The sequence below is a fragment of the Streptomyces sp. NPDC037013 genome, from assembly GCF_055607265.1.
In genome coordinates this window covers 653,173-668,013 of the sequence record NZ_JBVJRV010000001.1, presented here as the reverse complement: position 1 = coordinate 668,013, position 14,841 = coordinate 653,173, and the positions used below count along the sequence as shown (strand labels likewise).

Genomic DNA, 14,841 nt, shown 5'->3' with positions numbered 1-14,841 from the left:
GGCACACGGGCCCGCCCGACGGCATCACTCCTGCGGCACCAGCCGGAACACCGGATGCCGCGCGGACTCGGCGGCGAACTCCTCGTCCGTCGAGTCCGCCGTCACGTCGAAGTACGCCCGCGTCACGGGCACTTCGTGCAGGTACTGACGGAGCACCGGCACGCTCTCCGCGGGCCCGAGCTCGACCACCCCCACACTCTCCGACCTGCCGCCCCGGCTCAGACCGATGCGTCCGGCCGCGCGCGCGTTGCGCACCCAGTCCCCCACCCCGTAGGCGGCGACGACCCAGCGCTCACCGCCGGCGGACATGACGTCGACCGGCGTGGAGTACATCCGGCCCGACTTCCGGCCGGGCACGCTCAGGTTGTGCCGGTACCCCTTGCCGATTCCGAGCCCTGTCATCGTGTGGAACACCCGGTTGATCACGCGCGTCCCGAACGTCACGCGGTACGTCTTCGCCATTGCCCCTCCATTGATCGAACGGTCGGAGCTTACGGCGTGGCCATCAACTGTGCGGCGCCGCCGCGGGCTTGACGTGCCGGTTCCGGGGAGCCCGCGATGGCGGCGGCCGTCATGGCCCCCTCGGCGAGCAGGACCAGCGGGCCGATGGCCTCCCGCGGGCCGCCCGCGTCGGCCACCAGGCCGGCCATGTACTCCCGGAAGGCGCTCTTGTGGGCCCGCACGGTGTCGGCCACGGCCGGGTCGACGGCGCCGAGTTCACCGAAGGAGTTCACGAAGGCGCAGCCGCGGAAGTCCGGTTCGGCGAACCACTCGTACAGCCAGTCGTAGACCGCGAGGACGCGGTTCTCGCCGTCCGGCCGGCCGGCCACATACGCGGCGAGCCGCGCGCGCCAGCGGCTGTCGCGGCGCTCCAGGCAGGCCCGCACCAGCTCCGACTTGGAGGGGTAGAGCTGATAGAGCCGCTTGAGCGAGACGCCCGAGGCGGCACGGACCTGGTCCATGCCGACGGCCTGAATGCCGCGCTCGTAGAACAGCGCCTCTGCGGCATCCAGGAGTCTGACCTGCGCCTCTGCCTGATCCATGAAGGCTCCCGCCCACCGTGAGAACGTACGTTCTCCTACGCTACTACGTCCGCGTCGCGCGCGCACCGTTGCGCGAGAACGGCCGTTCTCCTAAGGTTCGGACAGCGGCGGAGAACGCACGTTCTCGGTCTCGCTCTGCAAGCCGCCGCGCCCCTCTTCGAGTCACCAGGAGCACTCCATGACCACCGCCACCCGCGCCCCCGTCCCGCCGTTCACCCGGGAGACCGCGATCGAGAAGGTCCGCCTGGCCGAGGACGGCTGGAACAGCCGCGATCCCGAGAAGGTGGCCCTCGCCTACAGCGAGGACTCCCGCTGGCGCAACCGCGCGGAGTTCGTCACCGGCCGTGCGGCCATCGTCGGCCTCCTCTCCCGCAAGTGGGCCCGCGAACTCGACTACCGGCTGATCAAGGAGCTGTGGGCGCACGACGGCCACCGCATCGCGGTGCGCTTCGCCTACGAGTGGCACGACGACTCCGGCCACTGGTTCCGCTCGTACGGCAACGAGAACTGGGAGTTCGACGAGAACGGTCTGATGCGCGTCCGGCACGCCAGCATCAACGACATGCCCATCGAGGACGCGGACCGCCTCTACCACTGGCCGCTCGGCCGGCGCCCCGACGACCACCCGGGCCTCACCGACCTCGGACTCTGAGCCGCGAAGACGCCCCGGCCACGAGTGTTTCCCCCGCGCACACTGGGCACCCGGACGGCGACAGCGGCCCGGGTCCGCCGAGCGGACCGCACGGGCCACCGCACACCGACCGGCAAGGAGCACACATGACCACCGCACGCGAGATCATGACTCCGGGCGCGGAGTGCGCCGGAGCCGAGGAGACCGTCCTCCAGGCGGCCGCCAAGCTCACCGAGCTCGACGTCGGTGCCCTGCCCATCTGCGGGACCGACAACCGCCTCAAGGGCGTCATCACCGACCGGGACATCGTGGTCAAGGTGCTCGGCAAGGGCAAGGACCCATCCAAGGTCCTGGTGGGCGAGCTCGCCCAGGACGAAGCGGTGACCATCGGCGCGGACGACAGCGCCGACGAGATCTTCGCGACCATGACCGCGCACAAGGTGCGGCGGCTTCCCGTCATCGACGGCCACTCCCTGGTGGGCATGGTCGCGCTCGCCGACGCCGCCCGCGCCCTGCACGACCCCAAGGCCGGCCAGCTCCTGGAGGCGCTCTCCACGGAGTGACCGGTTCGCGGCACGCGACCGATCTGCCGCCGTGGGAGGGGTGCGCCCCCTCCCACGGCGGCAGGGCGTCCGCTCCCCGCATGCCCCTTCGACCGGGTCGGCCTACGCTGAAGATCTTCCCGAGCCGCGCCGAGTCCGGGGCACCGAGGAAATCCCCGAGGAGGCACCGCATGCCCATCGCAACGGTCGACCCGGCCACCGGTGAGACCATCGAGACCTTCGACCCGCTCCCGCCCGACGAGATCCGGCGCCGTCTCGCGGTGGCCGAGACGGCGTACGCCCGCCACCGCACCAGCGACTTCGCCGAGCGCGCCCGCCTGCTGCGGCGCGCCGCCGATCTGCTGGAAGAGGACACCCCCGACATCGCCCGCACCATGACCACGGAGATGGGCAAGCCGGTGAAGGCGGCGCGGGCCGAGGCCGCCAAGTGCGTCAAGGCCATGCGCTGGTACGCCGAGCACGCCGAGGAGCTGCTCGCCGACGAACACCCCGCGCAGGAGGACGTGACCGACTCGGGTGCCTCCCGCGCGGTCGTCCGTTACCGGCCGCTCGGTGTCGTACTGGCCGTGATGCCGTGGAACTTCCCGCTCTGGCAGGTCGTGCGCTTCGCCGCCCCCGCCCTGATGGCGGGCAACGTGGCCCTGCTCAAGCACGCGTCGAACGTGCCCCGCACGGCCCTCTACCTCCAGGACCTCTTCACCCGCGCCGGCTATCCGGACGGCTGTTTCCAGACGCTGCTGATCGGCTCGGACGCCGTCGAGGAGATCCTGCGCGACCCGCGGGTGGCCGCGGCGACCCTCACCGGCAGCGAACCCGCGGGGCGTTCGGTCGCCTCCGTCGCGGGCGACGAGATCAAGAAGACCGTTCTCGAACTGGGCGGCAGCGACCCCTACCTGGTGCTGCCGAGCGCCGACGTCGAACGGGCCGCCGCCACCGCCGTCACCGCCCGCGTGCAGAACAACGGCCAGTCCTGCATCGCCGCCAAGCGTTTCATCGTGCACACCGACGTCTACGACGCGTTCCGCGAGCGATTCGTCGCCGGCATGCGGGAGTTGACGGTGGGCGACCCGATGGACGAGGACACCGACGTGGGCCCGCTCTCCACCGAGCAGGGCCGCGACGACCTGGAAGAACTCGTCGAGGACGCGCTGGCCCAGGGCGCCACCGCGCTCTGCGGCGGCTCGCGGCCCGAGGGCCAGGAGCGGGGCTGGTACTACTCCCCGACGGTCCTCGCGGACATCACCCCGAAGATGCGGATCCACCGGGAGGAGACGTTCGGCCCGGTGGCCACGCTCTACCGGGTCGCCGACCTGGACGAGGCCGTGGAACTGGCCAACGACACACCGTTCGGCCTGAGTTCGAACGTGTGGACCAGGGACGAGGCCGAGATCGAGCGGTGCGCACGGGACCTGCAGGCGGGCGGCGTCTTCTTCAACGGCATGACCGCCTCCCACCCCGGCCTGCCCTTCGGCGGCATCAAGCGCTCCGGCTACGGTCGGGAGCTCGCGGGCCACGGCATCCGCGAGTTCTGCAACGCGACGACCGTCTGGTACGGCGTGCAGGACTGAGCAGGTCCCTCCGTTTGTACAGCCGGGAGGTTCGTGGGCAGACTCGTGATGTGAACGCGTCGAACAGAGGGGCCGGGGACGGGCCGGGGACACCGGCCCGGGCAGACGACCGCCGCGAGACCGAGACCGAGCGTGCCGACCGCCGCTGGGGCGAGCTCATCCAGGAGGTCCGGGTCGCACAGACCGGCGTGCAGATCCTCTTCGGCTTCCTCCTGACGGTCGTCTTCACGCCCCGGTTCGCGCAGCTCGGCGACACCGACCGGACGATCTACGTCGTGACGGTGATCCTCGGCTCGACGGCGACCGGCGCGCTGATCGGCCCGGTCTCCTTCCACCGCATCGTCTCCGGACGCAGGATCAAGCCGCAGGCCGTGGTGTGGGCGTCCCGGCTGACCTTCATCGGCCTGCTCCTCCTACTGGGCACGCTGACGGCGGCGCTCCTGCTGATCCTGCGGGTCGCCACCGACAACGACGTCGTGCCGTGGCTGGTGGCCGGGGTCGTCGCCTGGTACCTGCTGTGCTGGTTCGTGCTGCCCGCGTGGGCCCGCCACCGGCACACCACGGCGGACTGACGCCGCCCGCCCCCGCCGGGCGCCCGCCACGCCGTACGGCGGACGGTGCGTCCCGCCCTTCCTGTGGCTGCTGTGCGGCCAGGTGTGGATCACGCCGCCCGGGGCACCCAGATCCAGGACCGAAGCAGCCAGCGAATCCGCTCTGTTCATGAAAAGTCACCACCTGTCACCGTTCGAGTGGTGGTGGGCCGTGAACCGACGGAGCGTGGAAGGAGGAGCGCCTTCGTGGAGTTCCCCCAGACGGGAGGTGCCGCATGACCACGCACACACGGACACCGATGCCTACGCCGACGCCGACCCGCCGGGCACCGCTGCTCACCCTGCCGGGTGTGTACGCGCCCCAGCACGACACGGGACTGCTGGCCCTGGCGATGCGCCGCGAGGACATCGGAGCGGACACCTCCGTACTGGATCTGGGAACCGGTTCCGGCGCGCTCGCCGTGGCGGCCGCCCGACGCGGCGCACGGGTGACGGCCCTCGACATCTCCTGGAGAGCGGTGCTGACCGCTAGGCTCAACGCGCGCCTCAGCGGGCAGTCGGTGACCGTGCGCCACGGCGACCTGAGCACCGGCGTACCGGCGGGCCCGTACGACCTGCTGGTCAGCAACCCGCCCTATGTGCCCTCCCCTTCGCCGCTGCTGCCCCGGCGCGGCGCGGCCCGCGCCTGGGACGCCGGGCCCGCCGGGCGCCTCGTCGTGGACCGCGTCTGCGACACGGCTCCGCGGGCTCTGCGGCCCGGTGGCGTCCTGTTGATGGTGCACTCCGCGCTGTGCGACGTGGACACCACTCTGGACCGCCTCACGTTGCAGGGCATGGACGCCGACGTCACCGACCGCAGGCACGTGCCCTTCGGTCCCGTGATGCGCTCCCGTGAGGCGTGGCTGCGCCGCCGCGATCTGCTCGACGAGGACGCGACGAGCGAGGAGTTGGTGGTGGTCCGTGCCGTCCGCCGCTGAACGCCCGCGCCGTGTCACCGTCGACCCCGACGGACCGCTCTTGGTGGAGGGTCCCGTCGAGGTGGTCCGTGACGACGGGACCGTAGCCGTCTCGCGCCGTTTCGAGGTGGCGATCTGCACCTGCCGCCGCAGCCGTACGTACCCGTGGTGCGACACGAGCCACCGCAAGCGGGTGAAGCGCCACGAAGAGCAGCCGTCCGCGGCGGAACGACCGCCCGCGACCGACACCGAGGAGCCGGAGGCCTCGTCATGACCGCCCCCGCCGAAACCGTCTCGCCCGCCGAGTCGCGCCGCGACAGCCCGGAACTCCCGCGGCCCCGCGGCGACCTGTCCCGCGGCGTCCTCGCCGCCCTGCGCGGCGAGGGTCCGCCCCCCGACCCGTCGGAGGCCGAGCACGCCGACGCGTACGGCGACGACCTCCAGCTCGCCCTCTACGTCCTCTACGAACTCCACTACCAGGGCTTTCGCGAGGTGGCCGACGAGTGGGAGTGGGACCCGGGGCTGCTCGCCCTGCGACGCGCGCTGGAGCGGCGCTTCCTGGCCGCCCTGCGCGCCGACGTGCCCCGGTGCGAGGAAGCGGAGGAGGCTTTGGCCGAGCTGCTCGTGGAGCCCGTCGGGCACGACCCGGCGAGCGTCAGCCACCACCTGCAGCGCGACGGGGAGACCTGGCAGCTGCGGGAGTACGCGGCGCTGCGCTCCCTGTACCACCTCAAGGAGGCCGACCCGCACGCCTGGGTCATCCCGCGGCTGCACGGCCGGGCCAAGGCGGCGATGGTCGCCATCGAGTACGACGAGTTCGGCGCCGGCCGGGCCGAGGAGATCCACGCGCGGCTCTTCGCCGATCTGATGGCCGATCTGGGCCTGGAGACGGCCTACGGCCACTATCTCGACGCCGCGCCCGCCGAGGCCCTCGCCACCGTGAACCTGATGTCCCTCTTCGGTCTGCACCGCGCCCATCGCGGGGCGCTGGTCGGCCATTTCGCCTCCGTGGAGGTGACCTCGTCGCCGGGGTCGCGGCGGATGGCGGCGGCGCTGCGCAGGATCGGGGCGGGGCCTGCCGCGCAGCGGTTCTACGACGAGCACGTGGAGGCGGACGCCGTGCACGAGCAGGTGGTGCGCCGTGACGTCGTCGGCGGCCTGCTGGCCGCCGAACCCGGTCTCTCGGCCGACATCGCCTTCGGTGTGCGCGCCACCGGCTTCCTGGAGGACCGGCTCGGCGCCCGGCTGCTGGCGTCGTGGCGTGCGGGGGACAGCGCCCTGCGCGTCCCGCTCGCCGACCCGCCGGGCGGCCTGCCGGGGTGAGTCAGCCGCCCTCGACGCCCGTCGCGTCGTGGGCCGAGCCGACCGGCTTCGACTCCGGTGAGCCGCGCTGGCGCAGATAGACGGAGAAGATCGCCATCGACCCGACGGCGAGGAGTTCGGACTGCCAGTTCTGCAGGGTGCGGCCCCAGAAGTCGGCGGCCCCGAGGTACTGGAACCAGCTGATGGGCGCCTGGAGTTCCCGCAGGTGCTCTTCGTTGTACGCGGCCGCGCCGGACACGGACTGGGCCAGCCAGGAGAGCAGGAACAGCGTGCACATGAGGATGCCGAGCGACCGGGAGTACCAGGCCTGTCGCAGGCCGCCCACCGAGGCCCAGCCGGGCGAGTCGGGCTTCGCGTGTGCCCCGACCTTCTGCTGGGCGTCGGATTCGGGGCCGGCCTTGTCCAGTTCCTTGGATTCGGGTGAGCCGCGCTGGAGCAGCCAGACCGTGCCGAAGATGTAGAGGAAGAACTGCAGGTACTCCGATTGCCAGTTCTCCGTCACGTCGACGGCGAAGTCGGAGGTCAGGACGTAGCTGCCGAAGGTCATCGGGGCCAGGTCCTCGGCGGCGAGCTGGTTGTTGAAGTCGGCGTGCCCGGCGATCGCCTGTCCGGCCAGGGTGAGGAGGAACCCGAGGCCGAACGCGAGGGTCAGGCTGTTCTCGCGCAGGAAGCGCCGTGCCCGGCTCACCGGTGCATCAGCCCCAGCGCCAGGCAGTAGGCCAGTCCCGCGGCCACCACCAGCAGATACAGCGTGAACATCGTCCGCACCGTCAACCGCCCTTGATCAGACACTGATACGGCTTCTCCGGCCGCGGCGTGCAGCCGGCGGCGGTGACCTTCCAGCCCTGCGGGAAGGACGACAGGAAGAGCGTGTCGCGATCGGTGACGACGCGCGCCTGGCGTCCGTACACGTCGACGCGGCGCACCGCGGCGGGCGGGGGCAGTCCCGCGTCGGTCAGGGCCCGCGCGCAGGGCAGTTCGGCGGACTGCTCCAGTTCGTCGAGGGTGCCGGGGGCGAGTTCCGCGCAACCGCGCACGGCGTCCGAGGTGCGCAGGCTCTCCTCGAAGCGGTCGACGGCACGCCGCGCGGCGGCCTCCCGTGCCTCGGTGCCACCGCAGCCGGCGAGAGCGCAGCACAGCAGTGCCGCGGTCACGCTCCACCTTGTTCCGCGCACCGGTCCTGTGCTCCTTCGCGGTCCGTCGGTTCCTGGCCGCTCCGCGACGGTGCTCCGCGCGGGTACGGGTCCCTCGACGATGCCGCACCGGGCCCCGGTGGCCGGGACCCGGAGCGCCGACACGCGGGCGTACGCCCCCTTCGGAGCGCACCCGATCAGCCGTCCGTGGGCGGCGCGCCGTGTTCGGGGGCGGTCAGGCGGAGCTGCATCTCGACCTCCTGGTCGCCGGACGCGGTGCCGACGGCCGATACGACGAAGGCCGACCGGAGGACGTCGCGGACCCGGGCCACCGGGACCGGACCGCCCTGGAGGTCGGCGGTGACGGGGCCGGCCAGCAGGACGCCGGGGACGGTGCCGGGGCTCTGGGCGGCGATGAAGCCGCCGGTCCAGACTTCGGGGCCGGACTGCCCGGTCCGGCCGGTCTGGCGTGGCGCGTCGGCACCGCGGTCGGACGGGAAGTGGGCGCGCAGGACGTTGAAGACGGTGTCCGCGTCGGCCACGGAGCACTCTCCGAGGACCACCTGGACGAGGTCCGGGGACTCCTGCGGGTGCTGGGTGGTGGCCGTGCGGGACGGGTCGTTCACGGTGTCTCCTTCCGTCGGGTCGCTGACACCCGGTGTGTCACAGCTCGCGCAGTGCGGGCAGCAGCTTCTTCTCGGCCCATTCGATGAAGGGACGCTGGTGGTCGCCGCCCACCTGGACAAGGGCGACCTCCGTGAAGCCCGCGTCGACGAAGGGGCGTACGGCGTCGACGAACTCGTCGACGTCGTCGCCGCAGGGGATCTGCCCCGCCATGTCCTGCGGGGTGACGAACTGCGTGGCACCGGCGAAGGCGGCGGGCCCCGGCAGTTCGGCGTTGACCGGCCAGCCCCCGACGGACCAGCGGAACTGGTCGTGGGCGCGGGCGATCGCCGCGTCCTTGTCGGTGTCGAAGCAGACGGGCAGCTGGCCGACCCGCGGCTTCCCCTGGCCGCCGTGCCGCTCGAAGGAGTCGACCAGCTCGGCCTTGGGCTCGGTGGCGATGACGAGGTCGGCGAGGCGGCCGGCCAGCGCGCAGGACCGCTCGCCGGAGACGGCGATGCCGATGGGCGGCAGCTCGTCGGGGAGGTCCCACAGGCGGGCGTTGGACACGTCGAAGTGGGTGCCCTCGTGGTTGACGTTGTCGCCGGTGAAGAGCGCCCTGATGATGCCGACCGCCTCCTCGAACATGTCGAGGCGTACGCGCGCGGAGGGCCAGCCACCGCCGACGACGTGTTCGTTGAGGTTCTCCCCGGAGCCGAGACCGAGCCGGAAGCGGCCCTCGGAGAGCAGCTGCATGGTCGCGGCCTTCTGCGCCACCACCGCGGGGTGGTAGCGGGTCGTCGGGCAGGTCACGTACGTCATGAGGGGAATGCGGGAGGTGGCCTGGGCCGCCGCGCCGAGCACGCTCCACGCGTACGGGGAGTGCCCCTGGGAGTCGAGCCACGGGAAGTAGTGGTCGGAGGTGACGGAGAAGTCGAAGCCCGCGCGCTCCGCCGCGACCAGATCGTCCACGAGCGCGCGCGGTCCCGCCTGCTCGGTCATCATTGTGTAGCCGATTTGCACCATAAGTGATCGTTTTGCCGAATGACCTCCGCTGAAACCTCCGGCGGATCGTTCCGCCGCCGGAGGGCTGTGGTCCCGGTCCGGGGGTAGTGGGGAACCCACAGTCACGGACAGAGAGAGGCAGGCTCCTTTGCGCACCGTAGGAGTGGAGGAAGAACTCCTCCTGATCGACCGCAACAGCGGGGAGCCCCGCGCGCTCTCCTCGGCCGTCCTGGCCCGCGCGGCCAGGGACACCGCGGAGAACCCGGACACCGAGAAGCAGGCGGACGACTACCGCGAGCCCGAGGACGAGGCGTTCGAGAGGGAACTCCACGGCCAGCAGCTCGAGTTCGCCACCCAGCCGCGCACGGACATGGACAGCCTCACGGAAGAGGTCGTCCGCTGGCGCGCCGACGCGGCCCGGCACGCCGGGGACGTGGGCGCCTCCGTCGCCGCCCTCGCCACTTCCCCCCTGCCCGTAAGCCCCGCGGTCAATACGGGCAAACGGTTCCAGTGGATGGAGGAGCAGTTCGGGCTGACCACGCAGGAGCAGCTGACCTGCGGCTGCCACGTCCACGTGTCCGTCGAGTCGGACGAGGAGGGCGTGGCCGTCATCGACCGGATCCGGCCCTGGCTCCCGCTCCTGGTCGCCCTGAGCGCCAACTCGCCTTTCTGGCAGGGGCACGACACCCTCTACAACAGCTACCGGAGCCGGGTGTGGGGCCGCTGGCCGATGGCGGGCCCCACCGAGATCTTCGGCTCCGCCGAGCGGTACGAGGAGCAGGTCCGCGACATGGTCGCCACCGGCGTGCTCCGCGACCGAGGCATGGTCTATTTCGACGCCCGGCTCTCCCACCGCTACCCCACCGTGGAGATCCGGGTGGCCGACGTCTGCCTGGAGGCCACCACGACGATCCTGATCGCCGCCCTGGCGCGGGCGCTCGTCGAGACGGCGGCGCGCGAGTGGCGGGCGGGGAAGCCACCGGTGCCGCACGCGGTCGGTCTGCTGCGGCTCTCCGCCTGGCGGGCCGCGCGCTCCGGCCTCGAGGACGACGGCGGCGGCCCCCTGCTCCATCCGCTGACCATGCGGCCCACCCCGGGCCGGGAGGTCCTGGCGGCGCTCGTCGACCATGTACGGGACGCCCTGGAGGACAGCGGGGACCTGGACCTGGTCCGCAGGACCAGCGCCGACCTGCTGAAACGCGGCAACGGCGCCCGGATCCAGCGGGAGCTCCTGGAGCGCACGGGCAGCCTGGGCGACGTGGTCGCGGAGTGTGTGCGGCGCACCCAGGCGACGTGAAAAGTGCCACGCCCGCGCGGAGCAAGGAGCGCGGTCAGATCGTTTGGGGGCGTGTGTCGCGGGCACATCGATGGGCCGACGCGCGACCATCGGAACGCGAGCGCGATCACCCCCCGGACCCGACGCACGAGGTAGTCATGAGCGACCAGAACATGGCGGACGACGCCTACCAGCCCACCGGCACCAACGAGGAGCAGGAGGACGCGGCACCGCTGGACCTCCAGGACGCGGTGGACGAGCGCACGTACGACGACATGCTCGACGAGGGCTACTCGCCGCCGGAGAAGCCGCTGGGCGTCACCAAGACCGGCACGACGGCCGCGGAGCAGCACGAGGGCGAGTCCCTCGACGAGCGGCTCCGGCAGGAGGTGCCGGACACGGAGGTGCCCGACGGGGACGGCATCGGCGACCTGCCGGACGGCGAGGGCGAGCCGACGGACCCCGAGGCGGGAGAGGTCCGCGCCGGCCGTCTCGTCGCCCCGGACGAGGGCGCCCACCCCGACACCACCAAGGAGGCGGTGGCCTCGGACCGCGGCATCGACGGCGGCGCGGCGGCGGCCGAGGAGGCCGCGGTGCACGTCGTCGCCGAAGAGGGCCTGCCGGCGGACCCGGAGGACCGGGTCTGAGGGTGCCGGGCCTGGGGCCGGGGCGGGGCCGGGCGTCGGTCCCGCCCCGGCCCCGAGCGAGTCGCGGCCCCGCCGCCCCGCGCCAACCATGGGACCGAGGCGTGCGCGGTCCGTCCGGCGCACGCGCCGGCCGTCCGACGAACAGGAGAGCTCCATGACCGACCCGACCACGTCCGCCCCCGGCGTCGCCATCGTCACCGGTGCCGATTCCGGCATCGGCCGGGCCACCGCCGTCCGGCTCGCGGCCGCCGGCATGGACATCGGCATCACCTGGCACAGCGACGAGGAGGGCGCGAAGGAGACCGCCGAGGAAGTGGGCCGGCACGGGCGGCGCGCGGCCATCGCCCGGATGGACCTGACCCGGCTGCCCGACGCCGCGGACGTCATCGACGACCTCGCGGAGCGCCTCGGCCGCGTCGACGTCCTGGTCAACAACGCCGGCACAGGCACCGCGACCCCCTTCGTCGACCTGGACCACGCCGATGTCCGGCGCGTCGTCGACGTGGACCTCATCGGCCCCTTCCTGTGCGGTCAGCGTGCCGCGCGCCGCATGATCCGGCAGGGCGACGGCGGCCGCATCGTCAATGTGACGTCGGTGCACGAGCACCAGCCCCGCGTGGGCGCCGCCCCGTACTGCGCGGCCAAGGGCGGGCTCGGACTGCTCACCCAGGTGATGGCCCTGGAACTGGCGGAGCACGGCATCACCGTGAACTCCGTCGCGCCGGGTGAGATCGCCACGCCCATGACGGGCCAGGAGGACACGGACGTACACGAGGAGCGGCGGCCCGGCATCCCGCTCGGGCGCCCCGGCGACGCCCGGGAGATCGCCGCCGTCATCGCCTTCCTGGCGGGGCCCGATTCCTCGTACGTGACGGGCGCCTCCTGGGTCGCCGACGGCGGCATGGTGCGGATGGGGCCCCAGGCGGGATCGCACCTGAAGAGCGACGCGTGGCGGCGTCCGTGAGGGACTCCGCAGGCGCCCATGCGGTGTGCGGGGCGCCGTTCCGCGCGAAGAGGTGACCCGGTGCGCCCTGCGGTATAAGGGAAGTCCGGCGGCAACCGGCCCGTGTCGAACCCGGCGGTCCGGGTACCGGTGCTACCTGGAGCAGGGATCGTCGGAGGCCGCCTTCCTGCACGCCCCGTGCGGCAGCCGGCGTCCGGGAACGGAGCAGCAGGTGACGCCGAACGCAGAAGACATCACTCCCGACGCACGGAAGCCGGTCACGGAGCTGCGTCCGACGGGAGCGCCCGCCGGGGGTTCCCCGCACCACGAGGTGTGCGCGGAGGAGCTGCCACCCGACCTCAACCAGGCCATCCTGGAGGCGACCAAGCAGGTCGCCGCCATCCTGAAGCGGCGTGAGCACGACTTCGCCCTGGCGGGCAGCGTCGCCGTCTACGCCCACGGCGGCACCGGCAACCTCCAGCACGACGCGGACTTCTGCATCAAACCGGAGGACGCCGAGGCGGTGGCGGCCTCGCTGGAGGAGGCCGGTCTGCCGGTCTTCGCGCCGCCCGAGGACTGGCTGCTCAAGGCCAAGTGCCTCGGCCAGGACATCGACCTCATCTTCCAGCTGGCCAACCAGCCGGTCACCGCGGAACTCCTGGACCGCGCCACGAACCTGTCGGTGGACTCGGTGCACATGCCGGTGCTGTCGCCGACCGATCTCGTACGGGCCCTGCTCGCCGCCTTCTCCGAGCACCACTGCGACTTCGGCGCCGTGCTCCCGATCGCGCGGCAGCTGCGCGAGATGGTCGACTGGGAGGCGTTGCGTGACGAGTACGGGGACGCGCCGATGCCGGCCGCCTTCCTCTTCCTGCTGGAACGCCTGGAGGTCATCGCGCCACGAGAAGGAGACCGATGAACGACCGAGCCAACGTCGAGTACCGCATCGCCCATCTCAAGGAGCGGCTCGCCGCGGAGGAACTGGGCGAGCTGGGCATCCGTGTCGAGTCCCGCGGTTCGTCCGTGGTCGTCGTCGGCACCGTGCCGACGACGCAGTGCCGCGAGGAACTGCTGCGCACCGTGAACGAGGAACTGGCCGGCCAGACGGTCCACTTCGATGTCGCGGTGGCCGACGCGACGGCCCCGGACCACCCGGAGGAAGTCTCATGATCCGCATCGCGGCCGTGGGGGACATCCACATGGGCCTGGACAGCAAGGGACTGTTCCGGCCCGCCTTCGAGACGCTCGACGACTGCGCGGACGTGCTGCTCCTCGCCGGCGACCTGACCCGGCACGGCACGCCGGAGGAGGCCCGGGTGGTCGCCGAGGAGGTGTCGGGGCTGCCGGTGCCGGTCGTGGCCGTGCTCGGCAACCACGACCACCACGGCGAACAGCCCGACGAGGTCACCGCCGTCCTCCGCGAAGCGGGCGTCCGCGTCCTCGAAGGGGAGGGCACGGTCGTCGAGGTCGACGGGGACCGGGTGGGCATCGCGGGCACCAAGGGCTTCGGCGGGGGCTTCGTCGGGCGCAGCGGCAGCGAGTTCGGCGAACCCCTGATGAAGGAGTTCATCCGCTACACCCGCCGCTGCGCCGACGGGCTGCGGACCTCGCTGGAGGAGCTGGCCGAGCAGGGCTGCGACACGCGGGTGGCGCTGACGCACTTCGCGCCCGTGCCGGACACGCTCGCGGGCGAGCCCCTGGAGATCTATCCGTTCCTCGGCAGCTACCTGCTGGCGGAGGCGGTCGACGCGGCGGGCGCGGAGCTGGCCGTGCACGGTCACGCCCACGCGGGCACCGAGCACGGGATGACCAGCGGCGGCGTACCGGTGCGCAATGTGGCACAGCCGGTGATCCGCAAGGCGTTCAACGTGTATCACCTGCATGGGCACCGCCCGGCGGAGCCCGCGGAGGCCGCCCGCGGCACCGCGTAGACGGCGCGGATCCGAGCAGTCGTGACGCCCGGAGCTAGCGCGGCGTGTTCCCGTCGGGCCTGAACGGGGCGCCGTGGCCCGGCACGATCAGGTCGGCGGCGGCGATCACCCGCAGCCGGGAGTCGCGCAGCACCTCGCGGTCGGGGGCGACCGGGTCGTCGGCCGGACCGTCGGCGTGCCACCACAGGTCACCGGCGAAGGCCACGACGCCCGATTCGGTGCCCGCCAGCAGCGTGATGTCCTCGGCGCTGTGGCCCGGGGTCCGGATCAGCCGGAGCGAGGGCGTGAGTTCGTACCCCTCGGCGTCCCGGTTGCGCCACTGGTGACCGGCGTACTCGACCTTGTGGTCGTGGACCCGGGCCTGCCCGAACAGGCCCACGTTCATGGTGTTGTCGGGGTGGTGGTGGCTGAGCACCACGTCGGTGATGTCGTCGGGGCCGAGCCCCAGCTCGGCGAGCGGGGCGAGGATGCGGTCCCGGTGCTCCACCATGCCGGGATCGAAGATCACGTGCCGGCCGGCGTCCGACACGTAGGAGACGGTGGCGGCGACTCCGGGTCCGGTGGAGCCGACGTATCCGGTGGTCAGGACGGTGTAGGAGGCGCTGCGTGCGAGCGGTGCGTCTGTCATGACCATCATCTTTCCGGCCGTGACGAGCGGGTACGAGTGG

The 14,841-nt window shown here is 72.3% G+C and carries 20 protein-coding genes; 13 read left to right on the top strand and 7 right to left on the bottom strand.

The window, feature by feature from the left end; all coding sequences use genetic code 11:
* Positions 1–24: 24 nt before the first annotated feature.
* Positions 25–462: a nitroreductase/quinone reductase family protein gene (locus tag ACZ7DY_RS02690; RefSeq protein WP_471129069.1), complete on the bottom strand. Its 438-nt coding sequence runs from the start codon at positions 460–462 to the stop codon at positions 25–27.
* Between the two features lie 29 nt (positions 463–491).
* Positions 492–1,043, bottom strand: coding sequence for a TetR/AcrR family transcriptional regulator (locus ACZ7DY_RS02685; protein WP_471129066.1), 552 nt, complete (start codon positions 1,041–1,043; stop codon positions 492–494).
* 178 nt (positions 1,044–1,221) lie between these two features.
* On the opposite strand from ACZ7DY_RS02685, the gene ACZ7DY_RS02680 reads away from it, so the two are divergent.
* The 7 genes from ACZ7DY_RS02680 to ACZ7DY_RS02650 all read left to right on the top strand — a co-directional run bounded on the left by ACZ7DY_RS02680 (position 1,222) and on the right by ACZ7DY_RS02650 (position 6,635).
* Positions 1,222–1,695 carry a nuclear transport factor 2 family protein gene (locus ACZ7DY_RS02680; RefSeq protein WP_471129064.1) on the top strand — a complete coding sequence of 158 codons (474 nt, stop codon included), beginning with the start codon at positions 1,222–1,224 and terminating at the stop codon, positions 1,693–1,695.
* A gap of 125 nt (positions 1,696–1,820) precedes the next feature.
* Positions 1,821–2,237 (top strand): CBS domain-containing protein, encoded by a 417-nt coding sequence (locus tag ACZ7DY_RS02675; protein WP_471129062.1) that lies wholly within the window; start codon positions 1,821–1,823, stop codon positions 2,235–2,237.
* Positions 2,238–2,407: 170 nt separating this feature from the next.
* The gene (locus ACZ7DY_RS02670; protein WP_471129060.1) at positions 2,408–3,805 is read left to right on the top strand and encodes an NADP-dependent succinic semialdehyde dehydrogenase; all 1,398 of its coding nucleotides are present in this window, start codon (positions 2,408–2,410) and stop codon (positions 3,803–3,805) included.
* Positions 3,806–3,855: 50 nt separating this feature from the next.
* On the top strand, positions 3,856–4,377 hold the full coding sequence (locus ACZ7DY_RS02665) for a DUF6328 family protein (RefSeq protein ID WP_471129059.1): 522 nt from the start codon (positions 3,856–3,858) through the stop codon (positions 4,375–4,377).
* Between the two features lie 254 nt (positions 4,378–4,631).
* Positions 4,632–5,333, top strand: a complete 702-nt coding sequence (locus ACZ7DY_RS02660) for a HemK2/MTQ2 family protein methyltransferase (protein ID WP_471129057.1) — start codon at positions 4,632–4,634, stop codon at positions 5,331–5,333.
* Positions 5,317–5,586, top strand: coding sequence for a CDGSH iron-sulfur domain-containing protein (locus ACZ7DY_RS02655; protein ID WP_471129055.1), 270 nt, complete (start codon positions 5,317–5,319; stop codon positions 5,584–5,586). Before ACZ7DY_RS02660 ends, ACZ7DY_RS02655 begins: the two co-directional genes overlap by 17 nt.
* The gene (locus ACZ7DY_RS02650) at positions 5,583–6,635 is read left to right on the top strand and encodes an iron-containing redox enzyme family protein (RefSeq protein ID WP_471129053.1); all 1,053 of its coding nucleotides are present in this window, start codon (positions 5,583–5,585) and stop codon (positions 6,633–6,635) included. The genes ACZ7DY_RS02655 and ACZ7DY_RS02650 overlap by 4 nt, the downstream gene beginning before the upstream one ends.
* A gap of 1 nt (position 6,636) precedes the next feature.
* On the opposite strand, the gene ACZ7DY_RS02645 is transcribed toward ACZ7DY_RS02650, so the two are convergent.
* The 4 genes from ACZ7DY_RS02645 to ACZ7DY_RS02630 all read right to left on the bottom strand — a co-directional run bounded on the left by ACZ7DY_RS02645 (position 6,637) and on the right by ACZ7DY_RS02630 (position 9,397).
* Complete coding sequence (locus tag ACZ7DY_RS02645; RefSeq protein WP_471129051.1) at positions 6,637–7,323, bottom strand: DUF6766 family protein; 687 nt, start codon at positions 7,321–7,323, stop codon at positions 6,637–6,639.
* Between the two features lie 82 nt (positions 7,324–7,405).
* Positions 7,406–7,789: a hypothetical protein gene (locus ACZ7DY_RS02640; protein WP_471129048.1), complete on the bottom strand. Its 384-nt coding sequence runs from the start codon at positions 7,787–7,789 to the stop codon at positions 7,406–7,408.
* A 176-nt stretch (positions 7,790–7,965) separates the two neighbouring features.
* Entirely contained in the window at positions 7,966–8,394 is a 429-nt protein-coding gene (locus ACZ7DY_RS02635) for a hypothetical protein (protein WP_471129047.1), read from the bottom strand.
* Positions 8,395–8,431: 37 nt separating this feature from the next.
* Positions 8,432–9,397 (bottom strand): LLM class F420-dependent oxidoreductase, encoded by a 966-nt coding sequence (locus ACZ7DY_RS02630; RefSeq protein WP_471129045.1) that lies wholly within the window; start codon positions 9,395–9,397, stop codon positions 8,432–8,434.
* A gap of 127 nt (positions 9,398–9,524) precedes the next feature.
* Here ACZ7DY_RS02630 and ACZ7DY_RS02625 point away from each other — a divergent pair, with 127 nt between their 5' ends.
* The 6 genes from ACZ7DY_RS02625 (at position 9,525) to ACZ7DY_RS02600 (ending at position 14,173) form a co-directional block, all read left to right on the top strand.
* Positions 9,525–10,673, top strand: a complete 1,149-nt coding sequence (locus tag ACZ7DY_RS02625; protein WP_471129043.1) for a glutamate--cysteine ligase 2 — start codon at positions 9,525–9,527, stop codon at positions 10,671–10,673.
* A gap of 137 nt (positions 10,674–10,810) precedes the next feature.
* Positions 10,811–11,299 (top strand): DUF5709 domain-containing protein, encoded by a 489-nt coding sequence (locus tag ACZ7DY_RS02620; protein WP_471129040.1) that lies wholly within the window; start codon positions 10,811–10,813, stop codon positions 11,297–11,299.
* Positions 11,300–11,453: 154 nt separating this feature from the next.
* Complete coding sequence (locus ACZ7DY_RS02615) at positions 11,454–12,263, top strand: SDR family oxidoreductase (protein WP_471129038.1); 810 nt, start codon at positions 11,454–11,456, stop codon at positions 12,261–12,263.
* Between the two features lie 211 nt (positions 12,264–12,474).
* A complete protein-coding gene (locus ACZ7DY_RS02610; RefSeq protein WP_471129036.1) occupies positions 12,475–13,161 on the top strand; it encodes a nucleotidyltransferase family protein in 687 nt (228 codons plus the stop codon).
* A complete protein-coding gene (locus tag ACZ7DY_RS02605; protein ID WP_471129034.1) occupies positions 13,158–13,412 on the top strand; it encodes a hypothetical protein in 255 nt (84 codons plus the stop codon). Before ACZ7DY_RS02610 ends, ACZ7DY_RS02605 begins: the two co-directional genes overlap by 4 nt.
* Positions 13,409–14,173 carry a metallophosphoesterase family protein gene (locus ACZ7DY_RS02600; RefSeq protein ID WP_471129032.1) on the top strand — a complete coding sequence of 255 codons (765 nt, stop codon included), beginning with the start codon at positions 13,409–13,411 and terminating at the stop codon, positions 14,171–14,173. Before ACZ7DY_RS02605 ends, ACZ7DY_RS02600 begins: the two co-directional genes overlap by 4 nt.
* A 34-nt stretch (positions 14,174–14,207) precedes the next feature.
* Here the strand turns inward: ACZ7DY_RS02600 and ACZ7DY_RS02595 are convergent, their stop codons facing one another.
* Entirely contained in the window at positions 14,208–14,801 is a 594-nt protein-coding gene (locus tag ACZ7DY_RS02595; RefSeq protein WP_471129029.1) for an MBL fold metallo-hydrolase, read from the bottom strand.
* Positions 14,802–14,841: the final 40 nt, after the last annotated feature.

Coding starts and splice junctions, on each gene's coding strand:
- ACZ7DY_RS02690 (WP_471129069.1), bottom strand. CDS start 462: ATGGCGAAGACGTACCGCGTGACGTTCGGGACGCGCGTGATCAACCGG.
- ACZ7DY_RS02685 (WP_471129066.1), bottom strand. CDS start 1,043: ATGGATCAGGCAGAGGCGCAGGTCAGACTCCTGGATGCCGCAGAGGCG.
- ACZ7DY_RS02680 (WP_471129064.1), top strand. CDS start 1,222: ATGACCACCGCCACCCGCGCCCCCGTCCCGCCGTTCACCCGGGAGACC.
- ACZ7DY_RS02675 (WP_471129062.1), top strand. CDS start 1,821: ATGACCACCGCACGCGAGATCATGACTCCGGGCGCGGAGTGCGCCGGA.
- ACZ7DY_RS02670 (WP_471129060.1), top strand. CDS start 2,408: ATGCCCATCGCAACGGTCGACCCGGCCACCGGTGAGACCATCGAGACC.
- ACZ7DY_RS02660 (WP_471129057.1), top strand. CDS start 4,632: ATGACCACGCACACACGGACACCGATGCCTACGCCGACGCCGACCCGC.
- ACZ7DY_RS02650 (WP_471129053.1), top strand. CDS start 5,583: ATGACCGCCCCCGCCGAAACCGTCTCGCCCGCCGAGTCGCGCCGCGAC.
- ACZ7DY_RS02630 (WP_471129045.1), bottom strand. CDS start 9,397: ATGGTGCAAATCGGCTACACAATGATGACCGAGCAGGCGGGACCGCGC.
- ACZ7DY_RS02620 (WP_471129040.1), top strand. CDS start 10,811: ATGAGCGACCAGAACATGGCGGACGACGCCTACCAGCCCACCGGCACC.
- ACZ7DY_RS02615 (WP_471129038.1), top strand. CDS start 11,454: ATGACCGACCCGACCACGTCCGCCCCCGGCGTCGCCATCGTCACCGGT.
- ACZ7DY_RS02605 (WP_471129034.1), top strand. CDS start 13,158: ATGAACGACCGAGCCAACGTCGAGTACCGCATCGCCCATCTCAAGGAG.
- ACZ7DY_RS02600 (WP_471129032.1), top strand. CDS start 13,409: ATGATCCGCATCGCGGCCGTGGGGGACATCCACATGGGCCTGGACAGC.
- ACZ7DY_RS02595 (WP_471129029.1), bottom strand. CDS start 14,801: ATGACAGACGCACCGCTCGCACGCAGCGCCTCCTACACCGTCCTGACC.